Genomic DNA, 25,841 nt, shown 5'->3' on the forward strand with positions numbered 1-25,841 from the left:
GTTTAAAATTCAAGTTGATTGTATGCTAACATGGCTTGTTTTACTGTTTCTAATAATTCTGAAAAGCTAGGACTCTCTTCAGGAATCATATTGGTTTGCATGGTTTTGTAATCGGTTTCCCAAGCTTTTAAATATTCCTTAGGTGGAATGGAGTTTAAGTATGGAGGATACAATGAGGCATAATCTACTCCACGCATTCCGTTAAAACGTTCTCTATGTTTAATAATAGTGTTGATGAGTTCTTTGTCTAAAGCTTTTACTTTGTGTGGTGTTTGGTGTATTTTAAAAACATCGTACAAATGCCTACTTAAACGCTCTACTCTTATTTTTTCTACAGGTTTTTGAAACTCTTCATGTAACAAAAATAATTTTTCTAAATAGGTACGCTCTGGGTTTACACAAGGTATGGTTATGGGAGTATCTGTAAATGGAAGATTTGGAAACTGTTCTGCAACCATTGAACTGAAACTACACTGAGTATAAGGGTCTTTTAAGGAACGGCTACCTAATTCTACTTTTACTCTTGGCAATACATAAGCAGAATGCTCTATTACCGCAGGATAATATATTAAAATAGATACAGGGTCTTGGTCTCCATCTCCTAAGTTCTCAAAATCAAAAGTTACGTCTGTATACCCCTTGGCTGTAAAGCCTTTTTGCAAAGCTTCATAAAAAGTGGTAGTTACAAACTCAAAAGATGTTGAACGTAATTTTTTAACTTGAGTTTTGCTAATGTTACCACTACTAAAACCTAAATATTCTCTACTTAATGATAGGTCTATATCTTCTGAAAAACGCTGAATAACTTGCCACGCTTTGCTTAAAGAAGTACCTCCTTTAAACAACAAGTGTTCTGCCATATCTAACTTAAAAATAATGTCTAGCGTTTGTACTACCCACCAATCCTTTTCTACGGCAAAATAAGGCAAGTTTTTTTGTTCTGCCACCTGTTGTATTATTTGTAGCTTTTCTTTTTTATGTAAGTTGTAAAAGTTGTTGTTTGCCATACTACAATGCTTTTGCCATAATTTCTGCTATCCATTGCGGTGCTAGGGCAATATCGTGCTTTAATGTTTTTGTGTTTTCTTGTTGCAATAGTTTGTTAATTTTAAAGAGTTCTTGTTCTGTTGCTTTGTCTTTGCCTATATCTTTTAAAGCCTGTACCACTAATTTGCTTATTTCTCCTTTTAAGGCTAAGTTTTTAGGGGTTGTTTTTTTAAACTGTATGGTACGGTTGCCTATTTTTAGGGTTCTAGGAGAACCGTCTGTTAAATAAACAATACGTAAAGGTATTTGGGTAGATAAGCCCAAAGCATTTTGCGCATAAGCTCCTGTTGGTAACAACCTAGCTTTGTCTCTTTTTGCAATGGCAACAGCCACTTCTTCTGCCGTAGGTAATACCTCTGTATGTAGTAATTTACTATAGGTGGGTTTGGCATAAATACCACGTGCTAAACGATGTATTTTTTTTGCTTTTACAAAACGATGTAAAGCAATATGAACTGCACCTTTAGTACCCAACTCTAAAAAATCTTCCATAAAAAGAATAGCCCCCTCTTTTGCTTTTAAAATTTGTGCTGCAACTTTATCTTCTGTACTTTTCATACAACAAATATATATTTTTGTAAGTAATTTAAAATTATTTGTAAGTAATTTATTCTAAAAAACTTACTATGTTTTACAACCACGCTTTTATATTTGTAACAAAATTATACTAAAAAGGTTACAGTTTTTTTTCTAGTTAGTTACACATTACTACTTAAAATTTCTATTGTTATATAATAATAAATAACCTTTTACAACCCATAATTATTTCTTTTGTTAGTCTATTTTATAGTTGTTGTATTCTTCTTGGGTTAAGCTAAAATTAGGATCTATAATAAGTACTTCTTGATAAGTGAGATTGTAGAGCTTGTAGATTAGAATGTCTAATTCACTTAATAAAGCTTTATCTAACTCTAAAGATGAAAAAAGTTCTTTAGATATAGATTCAATACGAACACTTATTTCATCTTCTAATTTTATTAACGGAAAGTTTTTAACATCCTCAATTACTACTATTAAAGACCAAATTTATAATAGTGCAATAGGTACATTTTCCAAACTTGTAATATAGTATGAAAATAGGGTAAAAACATACCCATAACATTTATTATAATTAGTGCACATCTACCACTCACATCAATCCTAGTTTTGAAAACAGAAAAACAAAGCTATGGAGTAGAAAAACCTTATATCTCCAATAATATAATAAAAGTCTGGTTTGAAAGCTTTTTAATTTTGGTATAAACCGTTTTTTTCTTTCTATAAGATTCGTAATGATCTGTTTTGTACTGTGCTAATATTTCTGTGTTTTGAAACAAAGCCAATATTTCTTTTTGTTTGGTATCTAATTTCTCTAGCGGTACTGAGGTGTTTTTTTCTATCATATTGTACTTCGCTATAAGTTCGTTAGCTAATTTTAGATACTTCTCTTGATCTAATAAATCATTCATTGTATGTATGTTTATTGGATGCTTTCCTTTGTTTAAATGTCTTGTATAAACACTTACTTCAAACCTAAATATTTGTTTATTCAAGGGTTTACCTTCATGTCTTTTTACTTCAAAAGTTTTATTATATCCCTTAATTGTGTAATCATAGGAGTAAAATTTTTTACCATAATACTTGCCTCTATCTATCATTTTAATGGGTTCTTTATTTCGTATATGCGACCAAATGTTTAAAATAGTATCGGCTTCGTGCTCTATGTTTGCTCCAAATTCAAGCTTAATAATCTTTGCTTTGTATACATCAAAAGGTAGTTGTTTATTTAAGCTATGTATTGCCTTACAGACCTGTTCATAAGTAAAAGGTTGGTAATTGTTATCCATATACCATTTTTGTAAAGAATTGGAGCATAAAATTGTGTCACCTTTTATGGTTAGGTTTAAATTTTTGATACTTGATTTGTATCCGCTTACTTTTTGGGTAGTTGTACTGTAAGTTGGAAACCAAACCATACCATGCCACTCAAAAGATTCTTCTTTTAAAGTGTATAATTGCTCTGGCAAATATTCTAAAGTAGCTTTTAGTTTGATGTTATCAATCATAAGCTAGTAACTATTTAGAGTTACTAGCTTTTTTGTAGTGTTTTTCGAGTAAGAGGTCTACATCTTTTCTTAGGTAGTAAATTTTACTTCCTACTTGCGAAAAGGCAATGGTTCCGTTGTCTCTCCAAGTTTGAGCAGTTCTTTTGCTAATATGCATTAACATGATAAAATCTTGATTGTCTATAAACGTAGGTTCTGGAGCTTTAGACTTTTCTTCTAATTTTAGATTTAGAAGGTCTATTTTGTTTACTAGTTCATCGAATTGGTCTGATGTTAAAATAATTGCACTCATATGCTGTATGTTTTTAAATTGATACCGCAATATTGCATTGGTTATAAGGTACTAAAAGGACACCCTTATAAAACCCTTATCTTTTTTTAATTTTAATGAAGTGGGTTGTTTTTTATGTAGTTTAATGCTTCTTTTTTATAGTTTTCTGAGGTTGTAGATGCATCTAACTCTGACTTTAATTCTAGTTGTATTTTGTCTGCAACTATTTTACAAAGTGAATGCAAACTCATATTAGGAATGATGCATTTTTCTTTTAGTGCTTCTACAACACCTCTTAATGCTCCTTTTTTTCTTGGAGTTAATATACTTTTTCCATTTATAGTTATTGATAAGTCTTCTAACATTGTTAAGACATATTCTTGATTTTCTTTTTTTGGAATGAATTCTTTAAAGCTTTTATGATTTGTTATCTGTACAGATGCAACACCAGTACCATTTGTATTACTTTGTATAGAAATCTGTTTATTTACAATATTTAAAAGCTCGTAGATATTATAAAATTCAAAAGGGAATAAAAGTTTTTCTTTATCTAGATAATAGTTTTCTGTACCGTTTAATTGCTTGTCTATTTTGTTCAAATGATAATATCCTAGATTTATCATTTTTGGAAAGTCATACCCTTTCTTTTTTAATTCAGATATAGCTTTGTTTAGTTCTTCTTTTGAAAAAGAATTCGCTAAAGCTTCTTTTTCAGAATGTAAATAAATTTCAATATCCTTTTTAAAGTATTCTAATGCAATTATATCTAATTGAGTACGTTCTTTAACGAAATTATACAACTCTAACGAAGTTTGGTCTTTTTCTCTTATTTTGTTCAAAATAGAGTAGATTTCGTTATTGGTATCTTCTTTTTTTTCTATTTCTAAAAGAGTTTTAAAACCTCTTAATCTATCGGCTAAAACCATGTTCTTAACAAACTGTTTTATTAGTTTTTTATCAATTCCAAAAATAGATTCGTTTAAAACATCTTCCCAAAAGAATTCATCAACATTGTTAATATCAACTTCTTTAAAATACAATTCTAATATTGATAATGCTTCTTCTTGATGATTTAATAAAAAGTTCCCTATTAATTTCTCCTTTAATTCATCATATGTTAAATCTGAAATATTGTTTGCTTCTGGATTTAAATAAATACTTATGTAACCTGCTATTTCAGAATTACAATCTGTTAGTTTAGATTGCATTTTCTTTATTTCAGATTTTGTTAATTCCTGCTTTTCAGAATCATTTAAACAAGAACTAAAAAGCATTCTATCTTTTGCAATAGCACTCTCATTGAAAACATCAATTTTACAACTAATGATTTCTATTAAATTATCTAAAACTTTTTCAAAAATACTTGTATTTTCTTCCTTCACAATAGCAATACTTTATATCAATAGCAATTACCACACTATTAAAAAAAATAATGTGGTAACTTCAAATATAAGTAATTATGATGTGTTTTTGTTATGATATATTTCGTAAAACAGCCATATCGTTGCTAATTTTAGTATCTAATACTTTTGAATAGATTTGTGTAGTTGAGAGTTTTTTATGCCCTAAAAGCTTAGAAACTGTTTCCATAGGTATTCCGTTGTTTAGAGTAACTGTAGTTGCAAATGTATGCCTTGCTAGGTGTGTATGAAGTTTTTTAGGTATTTTACATAAAGTTTGTATTTCTTTAAGGTATTCGTTCATTTTTTGATTGGATGGAACTGGTAGCAATCTGTTTTCTATCTCATTACATAAATGTTTTTTGTATTTATTTAAAATAGCTTCTGCATGTGGTAATATTGGAATTTTACATTCTGTTTTTGTTTTTTGTCGTTTTACAACTAACCATTTATTTCCATCTATTCCAATAACCACATTATTCTTATTCAGTTGTTTTAGGTCTGCAAATGCCAATCCAGTATAACACTGAAACACAAATAAATCTCTTACTGTATTTAATCTTTCGGTACTGAACTCTTTTTCAACTATACTTTCTAATTCAAACTTGTTTAAACATTGTCTTTCTTTTTCTTTAACCACAACTTTATAATTTAAAAATGGGTCTTTTTTTAAGTGTTCATTGGCCAAAGCTTGATTGATAACTTTTTTTAAAGCTTTTACATGCTTCATAGCTGAGTTGTGTTGGCATTTTCCAGATGTTTTTAAGTAATGCTCAAATTGTACTATAAAACTATGATTGACTTCTGATATCAAAAGGTCTGTATTATTGTACTGTACTTTGGTAAATGTAAAAATATGTTTTAAAGCTGTTTCATACCTGCTATGTGTAGTAGGAGAGTACCCTTTATCTATTAATTCTTTTATTTGGTCGTTATGGTTTTGAAACAATTCTTTTAATGTCCATTGTTTCTCTCCTTTACCTAAAAAAGCATTGGTAAGTGCTTTTGATGTAATTGGCTTTCCGTATTCTTGTAAGGTTTGTTGGTGGTTTTGTATTTGTCCTCTAACACTATTTAAATACTCATTTAAAGCTTTACTTTCTTTGGAACTTCCTTTTACTTTGTTGCGGGCTGTATCCCAAAGTCTGGGTTCTACACTTCTTTTAATGGCAACTTCAGAACGTTTTCCGTTTACAGTTATTCGTAAATAGATTGGTGCTGTTCCATCTTTTAATGTTTTGGTTTTCTTAATAAAGAATAGAATGGTAAATGTGGCTCTTTGCATGGTACTTAAATTTTGGGTTATAAAATTAGAGCATCACGTTATTTATGCAAAACATAAAGCACTGAATAACAACGCAAAAGAATCTAGTAGGTGGACTTTTTACTACTTAATTTTAGTCCTCCGATTAGTACTCTTGCAATATGGGGAAAGTGAGTGTTTTTGTAAGAAGCTATAAATAAAAAAGCCCCATTTTAGTGGGGCTTTCGTTGAATCTTAAGGATTCTCTTCATAAGAAGCGGTCTGGACGGGACTCGAACCCGCGACCCCCTGCGTGACAGGCAGGTATTCTAACCAGCTGAACTACCAGACCGTTGCTGTTAGCGGTTGCAAATATACAACTAAATTCTATTTGCACAACAAAAAAATATATTTTTTTCAAAAAAAAAAAAAAAATAGCAATGCTAGAGCATTGCTATTTTTATATAATTAGAAAGTCTAGTCTATACTAAATTCAACCAAGAACTATCTTCTTTATAGTCAGTAATTAACGTAGTATTTTCTTGAAAAGTTAATGAGCTTACACATGCAGTAACTTCGTGTTTTAAAGAAGTTATGCATTCAGAAATTAAATCAGATCTAAATCCTTTTATACCTAAATCAATTACAAAATTAGCAGAAACTACTCTTCCTATAATTTTTCCTAAATCAACCATTTTACGTTGAGGCAAATCCATGTTTAAATTAAAACTTAAAACTTCTTTAAAAAACTCAGATGATTTAATGGTTAAATCATACTGTTTTAAAAACTCAAATAAATTGGTTATTTTTTTTCGCTTCATCAACTTCATTATCGCTTCCGAAATTTGGGTATACAACATTTCGTTAGACCCTTCAAAAATCATAAAAGCTCTACTATCCATAATTCCTCTAGCTCCAATGTTTTCTTCTTTATAACCAGAAGAACCTGATAATTGAACTAAGGTTTGAGCTGAAGCTTGCATCATATCTGTAATCACAGATTTCATACTATTGGCTTCTACTTGACAAGTAGCCAATTCTTTATCTATTCCACTTTCTTCAGAACTTCTAGCACACATAGCAGAACAAACAGTAAATGCCGATTGAATATTGGCTATTTGTTCTTTTACTTTGTCTAATGCTAATAAATTTTTTCCTCCTACAATTCTATGAGTACAATGCTCAATAGCTTCATCCATCATTCTTTTAATGAATCCCATGGCCATACCAGGAAATTGCATTCTAGAACGGTGTAACAAATCTAACATCAACTTAATACCTGTACTTCCTCCTTCTAATTTTTGATTTTCGGGAACTTTCAAATCTAATTTATTATTTCCGTAAGGAATGGCATACAAACCAGCATTATTGTAATATTCTTCAACAATTACTCTCTGTTCTGGATCTTGATTATCTGCTATAAAAAAATCAATATCTCTACCTAACTTTCCATCTTCACCTTTTTTGCGTGATGTAATCAACCAATAATCAGCCAAACCTGTTAAACCTTGCCAATGTTTGTAACCTTCAATATGGTATTTTCCATCTTTATAAGTGTTAGATGTTTCCATACTTAGAGCATCCGATCCAAAACTTGGTTCTGTAATCATCAATCCTCCCATATTTCTTTCTTCTAAAAAACGCTTAAAAATTGGTGCTTTTACCTCTGGTTTTGCATATTTACTTACAGGTTCTAAAAATAAAGCGATGTTAATTCCAAATGTTAGTGATAACGGAAGTGACTCGTACGAAGCAGCTTCTAGAACACCTAAACATTCTTTTACTTTTACTCCTCTTCCTCCATATTCTGTTGGAATAGCTACCGATAACGGTTTTTTAGCCATAATATCTCTAAAAACTAAAGAAGGAAAACCTCTTACTTGGCTAAATTTTTGGATATCATCTTTTTCGTAAAAAACACTTTTTAGTGTTTCTTTAAAATCCTTTAAAAAATCACTGTATGAAATGTTTTGTATATCTTTAATTGACATATATTTTATTGTCTTTACAAATTATTGTTGCAAATATACAATTCTTAAAGTGATATAAATGACTACATTGTCTTAAATAGTTTAATTTATATTTAATTTTATGAGGATTAAAAGGGTGGTTTTTAAATATTTTCTTAATTTTGAAGCCGTGAAAAATACAGAGACTACATATTTAACATCTTCTTTCTTTACTACCCCTTGGGGTTGTCTTTGTTATTTATATATATAAAACGTAAAATCTTGAACTTTAATTGACAATGACTTTCATTAAAAATCAAGTACTGTTTTTTTTCTCAATCATTCCATTACATCTATGAAAATTTTAAAATTTGGAGGTTCATCAATAGCCTCAGCTCAAAATATCGTTCGTGTTCTTGATATTTTAAAATCGAACAACAAACAACAAATTGCAGTGGTTTTTTCTGCATGCGGTAAAACTACAGATGCTTTAATTACTATTGCTCACAAAGCTCAAAATCAAAACGATACTTATCACAATTTATTAAGTGATTTGGAAAACAATCATTTTGATATTGTTCGAGAATTAATTCCTGTAAACAATCAGAGTGGTGTTTTAAGTGGTGTTAAAAAATTATTTAACCAACTAGAAAACATTTTAGAAGGTGTTTACTTATTGCAAGAGTTATCTGCCAAAACCAAAGATACCATAGTAAGTTATGGTGAGTTTTTATCTACTTTTATTATTACAAAAGCATTACAATGTCAAGAAATTGATGCTGTATATAAAAACACTGGAGAACTTATTATTACCAATAACAATTTTGGAAATGCTACTCCTATTTTAGACCTTACAAATGCTAACATAAAAGAGTATTTTTCTAACAACCAACATAACATTACTGTATTACCTGGTTTTGTTGCCTGCAATAGTATTGGAGACAAAACAACTTTAGGACGTGGTGGTTCTGATTATACTGCAGCTATTTTGGCTGCTGCTTTGGAGGTGGAACAATTAGAAATTTGGACAGATGTTAGTGGTATGTATACTGCCAATCCAACTATTGTTAAACAAGCTAAGCCAATCCATAAACTATCCTATAATGAAGCTATGGAATTGTCGCACTTTGGTGCTTCCGTACTATATCCTCCTACCGTACAACCTGTAATGCATAAAAACATTCCTTTGTTTATTAAAAATACTTTTAAACCTAATGATTATGGTTCTTCTATTTCTAACGAAAATGTTAAAGATGGAGGTGTGGTAAAAGGAATTAGTCATATAGACAATATTGCTCTAGCCACCGTAGAAGGAAATGGTTTAATTGGAATTCCTGGGGTCTCTAAAAGATTATTTAGTGCCTTATCAGAAAAAAATGTAAATGTAATTCTAATTACACAAGCATCATCAGAACACTCTATTTGCATTGCAATTGATAGCGATGATGTTGAAAAAGCAGAACTAGCCATTCAAGATGAATTTGCTTTTGAATTAAGTTTAGGTAAAATAGATCCTTTACACATACAAACTAAAATGGCCATTGTAGCTATTGTAGGTGAAGAAATGAAAAGCCACCAAGGAATTAGTGGAAAAATGTTTAGTGCCTTAGGAAAAGACAACGTAAACATACACGCTATTGCACAAGGTGCTTCAGAAAGAAATATTTCTACGGTAATAGACAGTAAAAATGTTAGCAAAGCCCTAAACAGCTTGCACGAAGAATTTTTTGAAGATCATATTACCAAACTAAACCTATTTGTTATAGGGGTAGGAAACGTTGGTGGAAAATTAATAGAACAAATAGAAAAACAAAAATCTTATTTATTAGAAAAACTACAATTAAGCATTGAGGTTGTTGGAATGGCCAACTCTAAAAAAATGATTTTTAATGCAGATGGAATTGATTTATCATCTGACTGGAAACAAAATTTAATTGAAAACGGAGAAGATTTAAATCTTGATTTGTTTCTAGAAAACGTAAAAGAATTAAACCTAATAAATAGCGTATTTGTAGACAATACTGCCAACGCAACCATTGCGGGTCTGTATGCAGATTATTTAAAAGAAAGCATTGGAGTGGTTACTTGTAATAAAATTGCCGCATCGTCTGAATACAGTGTATATGCAGAATTAAAAAAACTATCTCAAGAATACAATGCTCCTTACCTATTTGAAACCAATGTAGGTGCTGGTCTACCTATTATTAACACCTTAAATAATTTGGTACAATCAGGAGATCAAATCTTAAAAATACAAGCCGTAGCCTCTGGTTCTTTAAACTTTATTTTTAACTCTTTTGTTGGCGATGCTAATTTTGCAAAAATAGTTGACGAAGCAGGAGAATTAGGATACACAGAACCAGATCCTAGAATTGATTTAAGTGGGGTTGATGTAGCTCGTAAAATTTTAATTCTTGCTCGTGAAAGCGGAGCTAAAATGGATTTAGAAGATATTGAAAACAAATCTTTCTTACCAAAATCTAGCTTAGAAGCTTCATCTGTAGAAGATTTTAAAAAGACATTAATTACAGAAGAAGCACATTTTAATGCTATTAGAGACAAAGCAGCAGCTAATCATACTCAATTAAAATATGTGGCAGAATATGTAAATGGAAAAGCTAATGTATCTTTACAAGAAGTTAGTGCAGACCATCCTTTCTATAATTTACAAGGAAGTGATAATATTGTATTATTCTTTACAGAAAGATATCCTGAGTTTCCTTTAATTGTTAAAGGAGCTGGTGCTGGTGCAGATGTAACCGCATCTGGAATATTTGCAGATATTATTAGAATTGGTAAAGGATAAAAAAGTAATGAGTCCATAGTACTAAGAATAAAATAACTCACTACTCTATTCTTAGTACTCAATACTAAATAAAACATGAAAGAAATAAAATTATTTTGCCCAGGTACCATCGCCAATGTTTCTTGTGGTTTTGATGTATTAGGTCTTTGTCTAGATACTACAGGTGATGAAATGATTATTCGTAAAGTAGAAACCCCTGGAGTAAAAATTACTAAAATAGTAGGACAAGATTTGCCTTTGGCTACAGAAAAAAACGTAGCTGGTGTTGCTGTTTTAGCCATGCTAGAAAAATTAAACAACACCAAAGATGGTTTTGAAATAGAAATCTATAAAAATATAAAACCTGGTAGCGGAATTGGAAGTTCTGCAGCTAGTAGTTCAGGAGCTGTGTATGGAGTAAATGAGCTATTAGGAAAACCTTTTAACAATCATGATTTGATTGAATTTGCTATGAAAGGTGAAGAATTAGCAAGTGGAGTTCCACATGCAGACAATGTTGCTCCTGCTCTGTTAGGAGGTTTTACCTTGGTTCGTAGCACCAATCCTTTAGATGTTATAAAACTACACACACCTTCTGAACTATATGCAACAGTCATTCACCCTCAAATAGAGGTAAAAACAGCAGATGCTCGCGAAATATTAAAAAGTAAATTGCGTTTAAAAACAGCCATTACCCAATGGGGAAATATTGGAGCCTTAGTAAGCGCATTGTACACAGAAGATTACAATTTACTTTCTCGTGCTTTGCACGATGAAATTGTAGAGCCTATTCGTTCTATTCTAATTCCTGCTTTTGATTTGGTAAAACAGGAGTGTAAAAACGCAGGTGCTTTAGGTTCTGGAATTTCTGGTTCTGGTCCTTCTATCTTTGCTTTAAGTAAAGGAGAAGCAACAGCAAATAAAGTTGCAGCAGCTATGAAATCTGTTTATGAAAAAATTGGTGTTGATTATGACATTCACATCTCAAAAATTAATGACCAAGGAATAAAGATTTTATAATAAGTATATTCGTTTATTTGCTTATTTGTTGAACTGATAAAACGAGTAAACAATTAGCATAATACAATATGACAGGTGTTCGAGCGGAGTCGAGAACCAAATAAACACATCAACATAAAAAAATGAAATATTTTAGTTTAAACGAAAATGCACCTGCAGTATCTTTTAGAGATGCTGTTGTTAATGGAATTGCTCCAGATAAAGGATTGTATTTTCCAGAAAGTATTACGCCATTATCTCAAGATTTTATACAAAACTTAGATAAGTATAGCAATGATGAAATTGCATATCAAGTCATCAAACAATTTGTAGGTGATGAAATTCCTACTGAAGACTTAAAAGAAATTGTTAAAGAAACCTTATGTTTTGATTTTCCGGTAGTTCCAATTGAAGAAAACATAGGCTCTTTAGAGTTATTCCACGGACCAACTATGGCTTTTAAAGATGTGGGAGCTCGTTTTATGGCTCGTTGTTTAGGGTATTTTAACAAAAAAGAAAACAACACCAACGATGTCACCGTATTAGTAGCTACTTCTGGTGATACTGGAGGTGCAGTAGCTAGTGGTTTCTTAGGCGTTGATGGTGTGAAAGTAGTTATTCTATACCCTAGCGGAAAAGTATCCGATGTACAAGAAAAACAACTAACTACTTTAGGACAAAATATTACAGCTTTAGAAGTAGAAGGTGCTTTTGACGATTGTCAAGACATGGTAAAAACCGCTTTTTTAGACGAATCTTTAAAAAAATACAGAACCTTAACTTCCGCAAACTCTATCAACGTGGCACGTTGGTTGCCACAAGCCTTTTACTTTTTCTTTGCATACAAACAAATCAAAGACAAATCAAAAGATATCGTATTTTCTGTTCCTAGCGGAAACTTTGGGAATATTTGCGCTGGTATGATTGCTCAAAAATTAGGACTTCCTATCAAAGAATTTATTACCGGAACCAACGTAAACAGAGTCGTTCCTGCTTATTTAGAATCTGGAATATACCAACCTAAACCTACCATTGCTACTATTTCTAATGCTATGGATGTTGGTGCTCCAAGTAACTTTATTAGAATAGAAAAGTTGCATGACTTTGATATTGATAAATTACGTAAGAATTTAAAAGGATATTCTTACACAGATCAAGAATCTACAGCTGCCATGGGGCATTTATATAAAAAGTTTAACTATGTAGCAGAACCACATGGAGCTATTGGTTATTTAGCTTTAAAAAACTATTTAAAAACAGCAGAAAATACACAAGGGGTTTTCTTAGAAACAGCACACCCTGTTAAGTTTATGGATGTTCTATATCCTGGTGTAGCAGAAACTATTGAACTGCCAGAGCAAATTAAAGCCGTTATAGACAAACCTAAAACATCTATTAAAATAGCAGATTACACTGGTTTAACTGACTTTTTAAAGTCTTAAAAACCTGTGCAGATACACCACATTAAAATCCCCTTTTGGGGATTTTTTTATTTACTTTTGTTACTCATATACCTTTTCAATGAAAAATACAGCACTTACACACATACACAAAGAATTAGGAGCAAAAATGGTTCCTTTTGCAGGATTTAATATGCCTGTTCAATATGAAGGCGTAAAAGCAGAACACGAAGCTGTGCGTACAGCTGTAGGTGTTTTTGATGTTTCACATATGGGAGAATTTTTACTAGAAGGTCCCAATGCTTTAGCTTTAATACAAAAAATATCCTCTAACGATGCCAATAAATTAAATATTGGAGATGCTCAGTATGCTTGTATGCCTAATAACAATGGGGGAATTGTTGATGATTTATTGATTTATAGAATAAAAGAAGAAACCTACTTATTAGTTGTTAATGCTTCTAATATTGATAAAGACTGGGAATGGATTTCTAAACAGAATAACGATGATGTTCTAATGAGAAATTTATCAGACACATATTCTTTATTGGCTATTCAAGGTCCTAAAACCATAACAGCTTTACAAAGCTTAACCTCTGTAGACCTATCTAGCATTCCTTTTTACAAATTTGTAATTGGAGATTTTGCAGGAATAGAACATGTAATTATTTCTGCTACAGGTTATACAGGTGCTGGAGGTTTTGAAATCTATTGTAAGAACAATGAAGTTGAACAAATTTGGAACAAAATATTTCAAGTCGGAAAAGATTTCGGAATCAAACCTATCGGTTTAGGAGCTAGAGATACCTTACGTTTAGAAATGGGATATTGTCTGTATGGTAATGATATCAACGACACTACTTCACCTATAGAAGCTGGTTTAGGATGGGTTACCAAATTCAACAAAGATTTCATCAACAAAAAAAATATTTTAGCTCAAAAAGAAAATGGAGTTGCTAAAAAATTAGTAGGTTTTGAAATTGTAGATAAAGGAATTGCAAGACATGATTATCCAATTGTAGATGCCGATGGAAATGAAATAGGAATTGTAACGTCAGGAACCATGTCTCCAAGTTTAAACAAAGCTATAGGGTTAGGATATGTTCCAACAGAACTTAGTAAAGTGGACAGTGAAATTTACATTCAAGTAAGAAAAAAACAATTAAAAGCCAAAGTTGTAAAATTACCTTTTTACAAAAAATCTTAACTAAAAACATCTATTATGGAAATGATATATATACTTCTTAGTCTATTATTAGGTGGAGCAATAGGTTTTATCATATCAAAAAAAATAAGTGCTTTACAAGCAGCTAAAGATATCGCTACAAATAAAGAACAACTTAATTTGTTACAAAAAGAACTAGAGTATAAAGAAAAAACTGCTCAAGAAAATAAACTTAGATTCGAACAATCTTTACTAGAAGGCAAAAAAGAACAAGAAAAAGTTATAGAAAATGCTAAGTTAGATATAGAGCTGCTTCGTCAAAAAAAAGAAGAAGAAATTAAAGCCCTGCATCACGAAAAAGAAACCTTAGCTATTTCTTTGGAAAGAGCCAATGCAAAAACCGAAGAACTTTCTACAGATTTAAAAGAGAACAAAGCAGAAATAGAAAAACTGCAAGAAAAATTCACCAAAGAGTTTGAAAATTTAGCCAACAAAATTTTAGAAGAAAAATCTAAAACATTTTCTGACCAAAACCAGAAAAATATTAGTGACATTCTAAAACCTTTACAAGAAAAAATTCAGTCTTTTGAAAAAAAAGTTGAAGATACTAACAAAGAAGGAATAGAAAGAAATTCACGTTTAAGGCAACAAATAGAAAGTTTAAAAGACCTAAACAACAAAATGAGTAAAGATGCCGAAAACTTAACCAAGGCATTAAAAGGAGATAGCAAAACCCAAGGAAATTGGGGAGAAATGATCTTAGAACGTGTTCTTGAAAAATCTGGTCTAGAAAAAGGAAGAGAATATGATTTAGAAAAAAGTTTTGATACTGACATTGAATCCAAAACTCGTTTAAGACCCGATGTAATCATCAATTTACCGGACAATCGTAAAATGATTGTAGACTCTAAAGTTACATTAACAGCTTATGAAAAATTAGTGAGTTCTAATGACGATCTTGAAAGAGCACAATACACTAAAGAACACTTACTATCTTTAAACAGACATATAGAACAATTAAGCGCTAAAAAATATTCAGAATTATACCAAATAGAGTCTCCCGATTTTGTTTTGATGTTTATTCCTATTGAACCTGCATTTGCTTTAGCTTTAGAACAAGATGGAGAGCTATACAACAAAGCTTTTGCAAAAAACATTGTAATTGTTACTCCAAGTACCTTGTTGGCAACACTACGTACTATAGAAAGTATGTGGAAAAACGAAAAACAACAAAGAAATGCACTGGAAATTGCCACACAAGCTACAAGATTGTTCGAGCAATTTGTGTCACTTACAGAAGAATTGATTAAATTAGGAAAACAACTAAAAACAGTTGAAGGAACGTATGATACAACCATGAAAAAATTAACAGGAAGAGGAAACTTAATTGTTAAAGTAGAAAATTTAAAAAAGTTAGGAATTAAGACCAATAGTAAAGAATTCAATCAAAAACTACTAGAAAGAGCTTCTGAAGAAGCTTAATAAAAAGTTTTTTGAAGGCTAACAATTTGATATTAAATAAACTATAAAATTGCTTAAAAAAAGTTAAATTTTTGTTTTGCCATAACAGAGTTATCCTTTATATTTGCATCCGCAATGGCGAGGTAGCTCAGTTGGTTAGAGCGTCGGATTCATAACCCGGAGGTCACGAGTTCAACTCTCGTTCTCGCTACAAGTTCTTTTATAAGATTACATACCAAATAAAAAAAATAAGCGAAAGTAGCTCAGTTGGTAGAGCGTCAGCCTTCCAAGCTGAATGTCGCCGGTTCGAACCCGGTCTTTCGCTCAATTTTTTATCAAATTAAATATATTTTAATTATGCGAAAGTAGCTCAGTTGGTAGAGCGTCAGCCTTCCAAGCTGAATGTCGCCGGTTCGAACCCGGTCTTTCGCTCTAAGTTTTAAAAAATAAATATATTTAATTATGCGAAAGTAGCTCAGTTGGTAGAGCGTCAGCCTTCCAAGCTGAATGTCGCCGGTTCGAACCCGGTCTTTCGCTCTAAGAACACCATTAAGTTGGTGTTTTTTTTTAGATGACTATTCGGGGTGTAGCGTAGCCCGGTCATCGCGCCTCGTTTGGGACGAGGAGGTCGCAGGTTCGAATCCTGCCACCCCGACAAAAGCCAGTAAATTTTAATTTACTGGCTTTTTTTATACTGTTTAATTCTTTTTTAGATCAAATCTCCATATAAAAGAGAATAATTATTGAATTACTAAAAAATCCAGTTACAATTTAATTGCAACTGGATTTTTTTTATTCTGAAAACTCAAACAATTGAGATTTTTTATTCTTGCCTATATAATGTAGCTGTTCTTTAAGTTCTACAGACATAGATTTGTAATGAGAATTTCTAGACAACAAATAAAAAGGCATTCCTTTATGAATTACTGCTTGCAACTCTTCTTTAGTATGCAATACCTTTATAGCCCCTTTTGTATAAAATTGGGAGGAATAGGATTTAAACTCCCATGCATATATGTTATAAGACTTATCTTTTATTGTAGTTAATAAATGTTTGTCTGTATTTTGCCAATTTGTATTACTGTAAACAGTATTCATTCCTATAAAACCAATCAACAAAGCAATAGGAACAATTGTAGCTCCAATTACCCATCCTTTGTGTTTTTTAAAATGCTCAAAATAATACAATACCAATAATCCTAATGGAATTGTACATGGCAATGTATACGTATGTATTAAACTTTTTGATGCTGTAAAAAAGAAAGGAGTCCACAACATCCAAAGCCACAAAAAAGTAACCCATTCGTTTTTTAAAATTTCACTCTTCTTTTGAATTAATTTTGTGATTACAAACTGAATCCAAGGCATAGAAAACAACAATAAGAAAACCCAAATCATTCCCAATGGTTGTTGTTTGGCAAAACCATACTTATCTCCTTTCCAACCCGATTCAAAAAAGCGTTTGTAGTGCTCTCCAACAAAGAAATAATCAATAAAACCAGGTGTTCTAATCTCTGCCCAATAAAACCAAATAAAAGAAAGTACAAAAGCTAATAAAAGCCCCGGAATCCATAAAGCTTTTTTAAAGAAAACAATTAGCTTCCCTTTGTAAATACAAGCCCATATAAATAACGGAGGAACGGTTAATATTAATGTTATAGGACCTTTAGATAACATTCCTATTACAACTCCTAACCAAGTTAAAATTTTCCATAACAGCTTGTTGTTTTGAGTATAAATAGATTTCCAAAAACCTATCATAATAAAAGTAATCCCTACTAATAAAGAAGAATCTGTAGATACTACCCCACTGTGTATGTAATATTCTGGAATGGTTAGTAAAATAAAAGCTAGTAAAAAAAGTTTTTTTTGGGTGTAGTTTAATGCCTTTGCTACAAATACAATGAGTACTATATGTAAGAGAAAAGAAGGAAACCTTGCTGCAAATTCATTAACACCAAACACATGAAAACTTAAAGCAGAAATCCATGTAGACATTGGGGGTTTTGCCCAAAAAGGAACTCCATAATCTATTTGGGGAGTTACCCAATTTCCTGTTTCGTACATAATTCTTGCTATTTCAGCATATCTTGCTTCTGTTTTATCTAGCAAAGGAAGCCAAGCAGCTACCAAAATTCTTAATATTACTAGTCCAAAAACCGAAAGTATTAAAGCATTTTTTTTTAGATACGTATACATTATTTATAGATGTTTATATGCATTGTTTATTTTTAACAAATCGAACCATAGTTTAAAGAAGTAACTAAGTTTTACTTTTGAATCTCCTTTGTCTATCCATTTGTTAAGAGGAATTTCTTTCATTTTTAGCAAGGCCTGCTCTCTGCCATATATTTTAATAATTCTAAAAAATATTTCTACATCAAACAACCATTTAGATATAAAAGGCTTGTTAAACACTTTTATGCTTAATTCTTTGGTAAATACTTTAATACCACACTGAGTATCATACACTCCCAATTTTAATACATTCGATATAAAAGTGGCAATTACTCTTCCTGTAAAAAATCTAAAATAACTTCGTTCTATTTTAGAACCTAATTTTTTAATTCTAGAACCAAACACAAAAGTTAACTTTCCTTTTAGTTTTTCACTTATTCGGTAACATTCATTTAACGGAGTAGCCAAATCGGCATCTATATATGCTATTTTTTGATACTCTAAATGTTCTGCACAATATTGCATTCCTTTTAAAGTAGCACCTGCCTTTCCATAATTTTTAACACAATCAAACACAAAAATTTGAGAAGGTTGCTTTAATGAATATCCTTGTAAGGTTTCTAAAGTATTATCTGTTGAACCATCGTTTACAAAACAAATTGCTACGTTAGGGTGTTTCTTTAAAAATGAAAAAAACTTTTTTTTACGAAGTGATTTAGATTCGTTATAAGATGGAATTACGATAACTAAATCGTATGTTTTTTGAGGTTTTGGCATAAATAATTTTAACAAAAAATAATAGAGAGTCTCTGCTTAACATTTTTTTAACGTATCTGTAAAAATAGAATTATTTATCAACATAAGAAATGAATAATTACAGAGCTTTTAATCTCACTATTTTTACTATAAATAGCATCAATTAAAGGATTATAAAAAGTTATAAACATTAACAACAAATACCTGTAAAAAAAAATTATTTTAGCGACTCATAAATTCTAAAACTCATAGAAATATGTCAGAAACTACAGAAAGAATTAAATGCCTTATCATAGGATCAGGTCCTGCAGGATATACTGCTGCTATATATGCATCTAGAGCAGATTTAAAACCTGTAATGTATACAGGTATGCAAATGGGTGGACAATTAACAACAACTACAGAAGTTGATAATTTTCCTGGATATCCTAACGGTACTGATGGTACTGCTATGATGGAAGATTTGAAAAAACAAGCTGAACGTTTTGGAACTGAAGTACGTTTTGGATTGGCTACAGCCGTTAATTTTAGCGATGAAGTTGGTGGTATTCATAAAGTAACCATTGATGGAACAAAAGAAATAGAGGCCGAAACTGTAATTATTACAACAGGAGCTACAGCTAAATATTTAGGTTTAGAAAGCGAAGAACGTTTAAAAGGAGGTGGTGTATCTGCTTGTGCTACTTGTGATGGTTTCTTTTACCGTAAACAAGATGTAATTGTTGTAGGTGCTGGAGACACAGCTGCAGAAGAAGCTACTTATTTGGCTAATATTTGTAATAAAGTAACTATGTTAGTTCGTAAAGATTACATGAGAGCTTCTAAAGCAATGGTTCACAGAGTAGAAAAAACAGAGAATATAGAAGTTTTATACAATACAGAATTAGATGAAGTATTGGGTGGTAATGTGGTAGAAGGTGTTAGAGTTGTAAATAACCAAACAGGTAACAAACATCAAATAGATGTTACAGGTGTATTTATTGCTATTGGTCACACACCAAACACAGATATTTTTAAAGGTCAGTTAGACATGGATGAAACAGGGTATTTAATTACACAAGGAAAATCTACCAAAACAAACAAACCTGGTGTTTTTGCTGCAGGAGATGTTCAAGACCACGAATACAGACAAGCTGTTACTGCTGCTGGTACGGGATGTATGGCTGCATTAGATGCTGAACGCTATTTGGGTAGTTTAGAATAACCAATATTCTTAAAAGCTTAAAAAAACATCGTTAAAATATATTTTTAGCGATGTTTTTTTATATGTAACACCACTAATATTCTCTATACAGTTTCAACATAATCCTTTCTATATTCTTATTTTTGTATACAAATTTTAAATTTTCTTACAGGTATGAGTATTGCTAACCATTTAACTTCTATTCAAAAAAACATTCCTAATCATGTAACTTTGGTTGCTGTTTCTAAAACCAAACCCGTTTCAGATATTTTAGAAGCCTACACTGCTGGACAAAGAGTTTTTGGTGAAAACAAAATTCAAGAAATGGTAGCTAAATATGATGAATTACCTAAAGACATTGCTTGGCACATGATTGGACATTTGCAAAAAAACAAAGTAAAGTATATGGCTCATTTTGTAGATTTAATTCATGGTGTAGATAGTTTTACCACATTGCAAGAAATTAACAAACAAGCTAAAAAACACAATAGAACTATTAAATGTTTACTACAATTAAAAATAGCTCAAGAAGACTCTAAATTTGGTTTATCTAAAGAAGAAATTACAAACATTTTAAATAGTTATGATTACAAAAACATGGAAAACACACAAGTAGTAGGACTCATGGGAATGGCTAGTTTTGTAGATGATAAAAACCAAATTAAACAAGAATTTTCATTTCTTAAAACTTTTTATGATGAGCTAAAACCAGATCAACCCCAATTTAATACCATTTCTATGGGAATGAGTGGTGATTATCAATTAGCTATAGAACAAGGGAGCAATATGGTTCGTGTAGGTAGTGCTATTTTTGGGAACAGAAACTACACCAATTAAGCTAATTTTTTATAAAAATAGAAAAACATATTTCCTATTAATGAGCAAGTAAACATAGCAATACCTATAGGAATTAAATTATCTGAGTGAAAAACAGCAATTAAAGTTCCGGCCAAAAAGCCTAATAAAAATCTAAAAATCCCTAACGTTGCATTTGCAGATCCGCTCGCTTCCGGATTGATATCTAGTATAATTGCTGATCCATTTCCAAAAATTAACCCCAAACTACCTATAAAAAATACAATCAACACAAATACATTCCAAAAGGTAGCACAACCCAAAACAAGAGTTGCTAACAACAACAAACCCGTAGTTAATTGCAGTAACAATCCTAACTGTAACAACTTAACCGGTTTGTAATATTTAAGAAGAATTGTATTTAATAAAGAAAGCAGAATGTTTAACAAAATATTAGCTCCAAAAACCATTGGAAATGTATCCATTGGTACTCCAAAATAATCTAAATAAATAAACGATGAACTAGTTATAAAAATATACAACCCTGCTACTGGAAAACAAATAGAAAACAAAAACATTACTGATTTTTTATCGGACAAAAACACTTTATATTTTTGAAACAATTGTTGTACAGTTATACTTTTTGTTAGGTATTTTTTTTCTCTAGACTCCGGAATAAAAACCACAAACACAACAAATAATAATACGGCAAATAGAAACAAAAAATAAAACACACCTTGCCACCCTTGATAAAAAGTAATATAAGAACCTATAATAGGAGCAAACAAAGGAGCCAACATCATAATCATTGCAGTAACCGTTATTAACTTTGCAACTTGTTTACCGCTATACAAATCACGAATAAATAAATTAGAAGTAACTGTGGCAAAACCACCGCCAAATGCTTGCACAAACCTTAACAACAACACAACTTCTATTTTTTTACAAAACGGTATAGACAAAGCAGAAATACCATACAAACCAATTCCTATTAAAGCTATGTTTTTTCTACCAAAAGCATCGGACAAAGGACCTCCAAAAAAATTACCTACAGCAAAACCTAAAAAATAAACCGTAATTGTTAGTTCTATTACATTTATGTTAACACCATAAAAAGTAGCCATTAAAGGCATGGCAGACAAAAAAGAATCTATTGCAAATGGAGACAATGCAATTAGTGTTGCCATTATAAGTGTTATGGATTTGTAATGCGTTTGGTCTACTTTAAAGCTTCTCATTTTATTCTATTAAAATATAGAGTACAAATGTAGCCGCTACAACGGAAAACAAAACGATAAAAATAAAGATTAAAATGATACTTTTTAAGGTAGTTTTCTAAAAATTAAGGGCGTTACCCCTTCATTGTTTTTAAAAAATTTAATAAAATTTGTAGTTTCTTCAAACCCCATATTGTGTGCTATTTCATCTATAGATTTTGTGGTTTGTATTAAAAGTGATTTTGCTCTTAGCATTTCATAATTTGTTAAAACCTTTTTAGCCGTTAAACCTGTTGTTTTCTTAACACACTCCGACAAATAAATAGGTGTTATGTTTAACAAACTAGCATATGTAGCTATTTTTTTATGTGTTTTGCTTTCTTGTAAAATAAGCTCTTCAAATTTAGAAGTAATTTCTTCATACCTCTTAAGTTTAATCTTTCCAGATTCTCCTTTTAACATTCTTTTTATGTAATTTAAAAGCACATTTAAATAAGATTGAAGAATTTCTACTCCATAAGCTTCGTTGTGCTCTAGCTCAACATACATTGCTTCTAATATATTTTTTATATATACTCTTTCCTCCTTTTTAATTCTGTATATAGGATTGCTATTTAGTTTAAAAAAGGGAAACTCCAACTGCACATCGTATTGATGTTTTTCTTGTTTAAAAAACTTAGCTGTAAAAAACACAATATATCCTACTGGTTTTTCTACTCGGCAAATAGACAATGGCTGCATGGGAGAAGTAAAAATAATAGAATTGTCTAAATCCTTTAACATGGTATGCCCTATTTTAAGACTATTCTTATTTTCTTCAAAGAAAGAAATTTCAAAAAAACGTTTGTAATGTGGAAAGTTTTCTAACTTTTTAGCATAATCTAAATCCTCTATTTTTAGTAAATAAAAGTCAGGAGATATTCCTTTTTTAGTTAGTTGAAGTTCTAAAATTAGTTCTTCAATAGTATTAAATATCTTCACAACAACGCTCTTTATATTTCTTCAAATTTACAATTTGTTCGTTACATAAACTTACTTCTCCTACATATACATCAATCAATTTGGATATGTTATATTTGTAGGAAACGCTTAGCTTAAAACTTTATTGCTAACATTAATTATTTGGATGTACGCTATTGTAGATATTGAAACCACCGGAGGAAAATTTAACGAAGAAGGCATGACAGAAATTGCCATTCATAAATTTGATGGTAAAAAAGTAGTTGATAAATTTATTACACTAGTAAACCCTGAAATTCCCATTCAACCTTTTGTGGTACAACTAACAGGTATTAATGATAAAATGCTGGTAAAAGCTCCTAAATTTCACGAAATAGCTAAGCAAATTATTCAAATTACCGAAGGTTGCATTATTGTAGCACACAATGCCAATTTTGATTATAGAATTTTAAGAAACGAATTTAGAAGATTAGGATACAAATATATAAGAGACACCTTGTGTACGGTAGAATTAAGCAGAAAACTAATTCCCGAACAAGATTCCTACAGCTTAGGAAAACTATGTAGAAGTTTAGGAATTCCTATGAGCGACCGTCATAGAGCTAATGGTGATGCCGTTGCTACTGTAAAACTTTTTAAAATGTTACTTAACAAAGATGTTGAAAAACAAATCATTAAAGCCAACATTAAATCAGAAGGAAAAGCAAAAACTACAAATGCTGCTACAAATATTAGCGATAAGTTTATCAAAATCTTAGACAAATCTCCTAGAAAAACAGGGGTATTCTATTTACACAATCAAAAAGGAGATATTATTTATATTGGTAAAAACCGAAATATTAGAAACGGAGTTAATCAATTATTGCTAAGAACCTCTAAAAGGGCTAAAACCCTACACAGACAAATTGATGATATTAGTTTTGAAGAAACCGGAAGTCTTTTAATTGCCAACATAAAAAGTAACGAAGAAATAACGGTTAACAAACCACATTTTAATACTCCAAAAAGAGTACACATTCCCACAACTGTTTTTAACACAGAAAACGCATTGTTGATAGACTTAGGTAGAAACACTGCAGAAAAATCGGTTTTCTTGTTACAAAAAGGTCAAATAAAAGGATTTGCTTATATAGAGCTGGCTCATCAAATTAACCATGTTAGCATTATAGAAAACATATTGTCACCCATAGAGAATAACTTATACAATCGTCATGAAATTAAAAAATTTATGGACAGTGGTAAATTCAAAAAAATAATTAGAATTGAATCAGAATAAGCAAAACTGGAAAAAGAAACTTCACGAAATAATTTACGAAGCCGACACACCTGCTGGTAAATTGTTTGACGTAGTGTTGCTTATTTTAATACTAATAAGCGTTTTAGTTGTAATGCTAGAAAGTGTAGAAACATTGCAAAGTGTATATGGTTCTTACTTTAGTATTATAGAATGGGCTATTACTTTATTATTTACCATAGAATATATTTTAAGAGTAATTACCGTAAAATCGCCTTTAAAATATATTTTTAGTTGGTATGGTATTATTGATTTAATTGCCACACTGCCTAAATATATTGGTTTATTTATTACTAGAACCGAAGCTCTTTTGGTTTTACGATCACTTAGGTTGTTACGCGTTTTTACCATTTTAAAACTAGCCAGATATGTAGGTGCTTCTAACGATTTAATTAAAGCCATAAAAGCCAGCAAAGCTAAAATTGGTGTTTTTATTTTTGCTGTTCTTGTATTGTCTATGGTACTAGGGACTATTATGTATATTATAGAAGGGAATGCAGATAGTGGCTTTACAAGCATTCCTAGAAGTATTTATTGGATTATTGTAACCATGACTACTGTAGGTTATGGAGATATTGCTCCTACAACCGCATTGGGTCAATTTTTTGCTTCTTTGGTAATGATTATGGGATATGGAATTATTGCCGTTCCTACGGGTATTGTTTCTTCCGAATATACTAGTGTAAAAAAAGAGCCAATCAATACTCAAGTTTGCAATAATTGCAACGAAACACGTCATCAACACAAAGCTAATTTTTGCCACAACTGTGGAGAACACTTATAAAATTAATGAAGTACTTAATTACCATTGTAGGACCAACTGCTATAGGAAAAACTGCATTGAGCATAAAATTAGCTCAGCATTTTAATACAGAAATTATTTCTTGTGATTCTAGGCAATTTTTTAAAGAAATGACTATTGGTACTGCCGTTCCAGAACCCGAAGAACAAGCAGCTGCACCTCATCATTTTATACAAAACAAAAGTATTCATCAAGAATATAGTGTAGGACATTTTGAGCGAGAAGCTTTAGAAAAGTTAGATGAATTATTTGCCAAATACAAAATAGTCATTATGGTAGGTGGTAGTGGCTTGTATGTAGATGCTGTTCTTAATGGGTTAGATTATTTTCCTACCATTGCTCCATCTGTTAGAAAAGAACTAAACAAAAGGTTAGAAACAGAAGGTTTAGAAAGTTTACAAAGTCAATTAAAGGAATTAGATATAGAAACCTATAACGAAATAGCTATAGAAAATCCACATAGAGTTATTAGAGCTTTAGAAGTTTGTATAGGTAGTAGACAAACGTATAGTTCTTTTAAAAACAAGCCAAAAACACCTAGAAACTTTACACCTATTAAAATTGGATTAACTGCCGACAGAGAAGTTATGTACGATAGAATTAATCGTAGAGTTAATATAATGCTAGAAAAAGGATTGCTTAAAGAAGCACAAGAACTATATGCTCTAAAAGATTTAAATGCATTACAAACTGTAGGCTACAGAGAACTTTTCGATTTTTTTTCTGACAAAATTGATTTTGATTTTGCTGTACAAGAAATTAAGAAAAACTCTAGACGTTTTGCCAAAAGACAAATGACCTGGTTTAAAAAAGATGAAAACACTCTTTGGTTTGATTATCTAACAGAAGTGAAAACTATTATTCAAAAAATTGAAGAAATTACAACATAAA

The 25,841-nt window shown here is 30.9% G+C and carries 21 protein-coding genes and 6 tRNA genes; 15 read left to right on the top strand and 12 right to left on the bottom strand.

Annotation, left to right across the window (positions count from 1 at the left end):
* Nucleotides 1–2: 2 nt before the first annotated feature.
* The 8 genes from ACY2IJ_RS04170 to ACY2IJ_RS04205 form a co-directional block, all read right to left on the bottom strand.
* The gene (locus ACY2IJ_RS04170) at nt 3–1,007 is read right to left on the bottom strand and encodes a nucleotidyl transferase AbiEii/AbiGii toxin family protein (protein ID WP_476725904.1); all 1,005 of its coding nucleotides are present in this window, start codon (nt 1,005–1,007) and stop codon (nt 3–5) included.
* A gap of 1 nt (nt 1,008) precedes the next feature.
* A complete protein-coding gene (locus ACY2IJ_RS04175; protein ID WP_476725905.1) occupies nt 1,009–1,605 on the bottom strand; it encodes a DUF6088 family protein in 597 nt (198 codons plus the stop codon).
* 626 nt (nt 1,606–2,231) lie between these two features.
* Nucleotides 2,232–3,092, bottom strand: coding sequence for a hypothetical protein (locus ACY2IJ_RS04180; RefSeq protein WP_476725906.1), 861 nt, complete (start codon nt 3,090–3,092; stop codon nt 2,232–2,234).
* A 10-nt stretch (nt 3,093–3,102) separates the two neighbouring features.
* On the bottom strand, nt 3,103–3,384 hold the full coding sequence (locus ACY2IJ_RS04185) for a helix-turn-helix domain-containing protein (RefSeq protein WP_476725907.1): 282 nt from the start codon (nt 3,382–3,384) through the stop codon (nt 3,103–3,105).
* A gap of 92 nt (nt 3,385–3,476) precedes the next feature.
* Entirely contained in the window at nt 3,477–4,745 is a 1,269-nt protein-coding gene (locus ACY2IJ_RS04190; RefSeq protein ID WP_476725908.1) for a hypothetical protein, read from the bottom strand.
* Between the two features lie 91 nt (nt 4,746–4,836).
* Nucleotides 4,837–6,048 carry a site-specific integrase gene (locus tag ACY2IJ_RS04195; protein WP_476725909.1) on the bottom strand — a complete coding sequence of 404 codons (1,212 nt, stop codon included), beginning with the start codon at nt 6,046–6,048 and terminating at the stop codon, nt 4,837–4,839.
* A 236-nt stretch (nt 6,049–6,284) separates the two neighbouring features.
* Nucleotides 6,285–6,358: transfer RNA gene (locus ACY2IJ_RS04200), tRNA-Asp, on the bottom strand.
* Nucleotides 6,359–6,488: 130 nt separating this feature from the next.
* Nucleotides 6,489–7,997 (bottom strand): acyl-CoA dehydrogenase family protein, encoded by a 1,509-nt coding sequence (locus tag ACY2IJ_RS04205; RefSeq protein WP_476725910.1) that lies wholly within the window; start codon nt 7,995–7,997, stop codon nt 6,489–6,491.
* 313 nt (nt 7,998–8,310) lie between these two features.
* On the opposite strand from ACY2IJ_RS04205, the gene thrA reads away from it, so the two are divergent.
* The 10 genes from thrA to ACY2IJ_RS04255 all read left to right on the top strand — a co-directional run bounded on the left by thrA (nt 8,311) and on the right by ACY2IJ_RS04255 (nt 16,420).
* A complete protein-coding gene (thrA, locus tag ACY2IJ_RS04210) occupies nt 8,311–10,761 on the top strand; it encodes a bifunctional aspartate kinase/homoserine dehydrogenase I (RefSeq protein WP_476725911.1) in 2,451 nt (816 codons plus the stop codon).
* Between the two features lie 75 nt (nt 10,762–10,836).
* Entirely contained in the window at nt 10,837–11,760 is a 924-nt protein-coding gene (locus ACY2IJ_RS04215; RefSeq protein WP_476725912.1) for a homoserine kinase, read from the top strand.
* A 122-nt stretch (nt 11,761–11,882) separates the two neighbouring features.
* Nucleotides 11,883–13,181 (top strand): threonine synthase, encoded by a 1,299-nt coding sequence (thrC, locus tag ACY2IJ_RS04220; RefSeq protein WP_476725913.1) that lies wholly within the window; start codon nt 11,883–11,885, stop codon nt 13,179–13,181.
* 79 nt (nt 13,182–13,260) lie between these two features.
* Nucleotides 13,261–14,346, top strand: coding sequence for a glycine cleavage system aminomethyltransferase GcvT (gcvT, locus tag ACY2IJ_RS04225; RefSeq protein WP_476725914.1), 1,086 nt, complete (start codon nt 13,261–13,263; stop codon nt 14,344–14,346).
* 15 nt (nt 14,347–14,361) lie between these two features.
* The gene (locus ACY2IJ_RS04230) at nt 14,362–15,786 is read left to right on the top strand and encodes a DNA recombination protein RmuC (protein ID WP_476725915.1); all 1,425 of its coding nucleotides are present in this window, start codon (nt 14,362–14,364) and stop codon (nt 15,784–15,786) included.
* A 116-nt stretch (nt 15,787–15,902) separates the two neighbouring features.
* A tRNA-Met gene (locus ACY2IJ_RS04235) sits at nt 15,903–15,976 on the top strand.
* A 41-nt stretch (nt 15,977–16,017) separates the two neighbouring features.
* Nucleotides 16,018–16,090 (top strand) — tRNA-Gly (locus ACY2IJ_RS04240).
* Nucleotides 16,091–16,124: 34 nt separating this feature from the next.
* Nucleotides 16,125–16,197, top strand: a tRNA-Gly gene (locus ACY2IJ_RS04245).
* Nucleotides 16,198–16,229: 32 nt separating this feature from the next.
* Nucleotides 16,230–16,302 (top strand) — tRNA-Gly (locus ACY2IJ_RS04250).
* 43 nt (nt 16,303–16,345) lie between these two features.
* A tRNA-Pro gene (locus ACY2IJ_RS04255) sits at nt 16,346–16,420 on the top strand.
* Between the two features lie 137 nt (nt 16,421–16,557).
* Here the strand turns inward: ACY2IJ_RS04255 and ACY2IJ_RS04260 are convergent.
* Nucleotides 16,558–17,964 carry a phospholipid carrier-dependent glycosyltransferase gene (locus ACY2IJ_RS04260; protein WP_476725916.1) on the bottom strand — a complete coding sequence of 469 codons (1,407 nt, stop codon included), beginning with the start codon at nt 17,962–17,964 and terminating at the stop codon, nt 16,558–16,560.
* A gap of 3 nt (nt 17,965–17,967) precedes the next feature.
* On the bottom strand, nt 17,968–18,720 hold the full coding sequence (locus tag ACY2IJ_RS04265; protein WP_476725917.1) for a glycosyltransferase: 753 nt from the start codon (nt 18,718–18,720) through the stop codon (nt 17,968–17,970).
* A 235-nt stretch (nt 18,721–18,955) separates the two neighbouring features.
* Here ACY2IJ_RS04265 and trxB point away from each other — a divergent pair, with 235 nt between their 5' ends.
* Both trxB and ACY2IJ_RS04275 read left to right on the top strand, forming a co-directional pair.
* Entirely contained in the window at nt 18,956–19,903 is a 948-nt protein-coding gene (gene trxB, locus ACY2IJ_RS04270) for a thioredoxin-disulfide reductase (RefSeq protein ID WP_476725918.1), read from the top strand.
* Nucleotides 19,904–20,056: 153 nt separating this feature from the next.
* A complete protein-coding gene (locus ACY2IJ_RS04275) occupies nt 20,057–20,719 on the top strand; it encodes a YggS family pyridoxal phosphate-dependent enzyme (protein WP_476725919.1) in 663 nt (220 codons plus the stop codon).
* Here the strand turns inward: ACY2IJ_RS04275 and ACY2IJ_RS04280 are convergent.
* Nucleotides 20,716–21,915, bottom strand: coding sequence for a Bcr/CflA family efflux MFS transporter (locus ACY2IJ_RS04280; protein WP_476725920.1), 1,200 nt, complete (start codon nt 21,913–21,915; stop codon nt 20,716–20,718). The two genes, ACY2IJ_RS04275 and ACY2IJ_RS04280, sit on opposite strands and share 4 nt — an antisense overlap.
* Nucleotides 21,916–21,999: 84 nt before the next feature.
* The gene (locus tag ACY2IJ_RS04285) at nt 22,000–22,875 is read right to left on the bottom strand and encodes a helix-turn-helix domain-containing protein (RefSeq protein WP_476725921.1); all 876 of its coding nucleotides are present in this window, start codon (nt 22,873–22,875) and stop codon (nt 22,000–22,002) included.
* A gap of 145 nt (nt 22,876–23,020) precedes the next feature.
* Between ACY2IJ_RS04285 and ACY2IJ_RS04290 the strand changes: the two genes are divergently transcribed.
* From ACY2IJ_RS04290 to miaA, 3 genes are read left to right on the top strand one after another with little or no spacing between them, the layout of a single operon-like run.
* Nucleotides 23,021–24,130: an exonuclease domain-containing protein gene (locus tag ACY2IJ_RS04290; RefSeq protein ID WP_476726536.1), complete on the top strand. Its 1,110-nt coding sequence runs from the start codon at nt 23,021–23,023 to the stop codon at nt 24,128–24,130.
* Nucleotides 24,117–24,932, top strand: coding sequence for an ion transporter (locus tag ACY2IJ_RS04295; RefSeq protein ID WP_476725922.1), 816 nt, complete (start codon nt 24,117–24,119; stop codon nt 24,930–24,932). The genes ACY2IJ_RS04290 and ACY2IJ_RS04295 overlap by 14 nt, the downstream gene beginning before the upstream one ends.
* Before the next feature lie 5 nt (nt 24,933–24,937).
* Nucleotides 24,938–25,840, top strand: a complete 903-nt coding sequence (gene miaA, locus ACY2IJ_RS04300; protein ID WP_476725923.1) for a tRNA (adenosine(37)-N6)-dimethylallyltransferase MiaA — start codon at nt 24,938–24,940, stop codon at nt 25,838–25,840.
* Nucleotide 25,841: the final 1 nt, after the last annotated feature.

The sequence above is a fragment of the Wenyingzhuangia gracilariae genome, assembly GCF_056387575.1.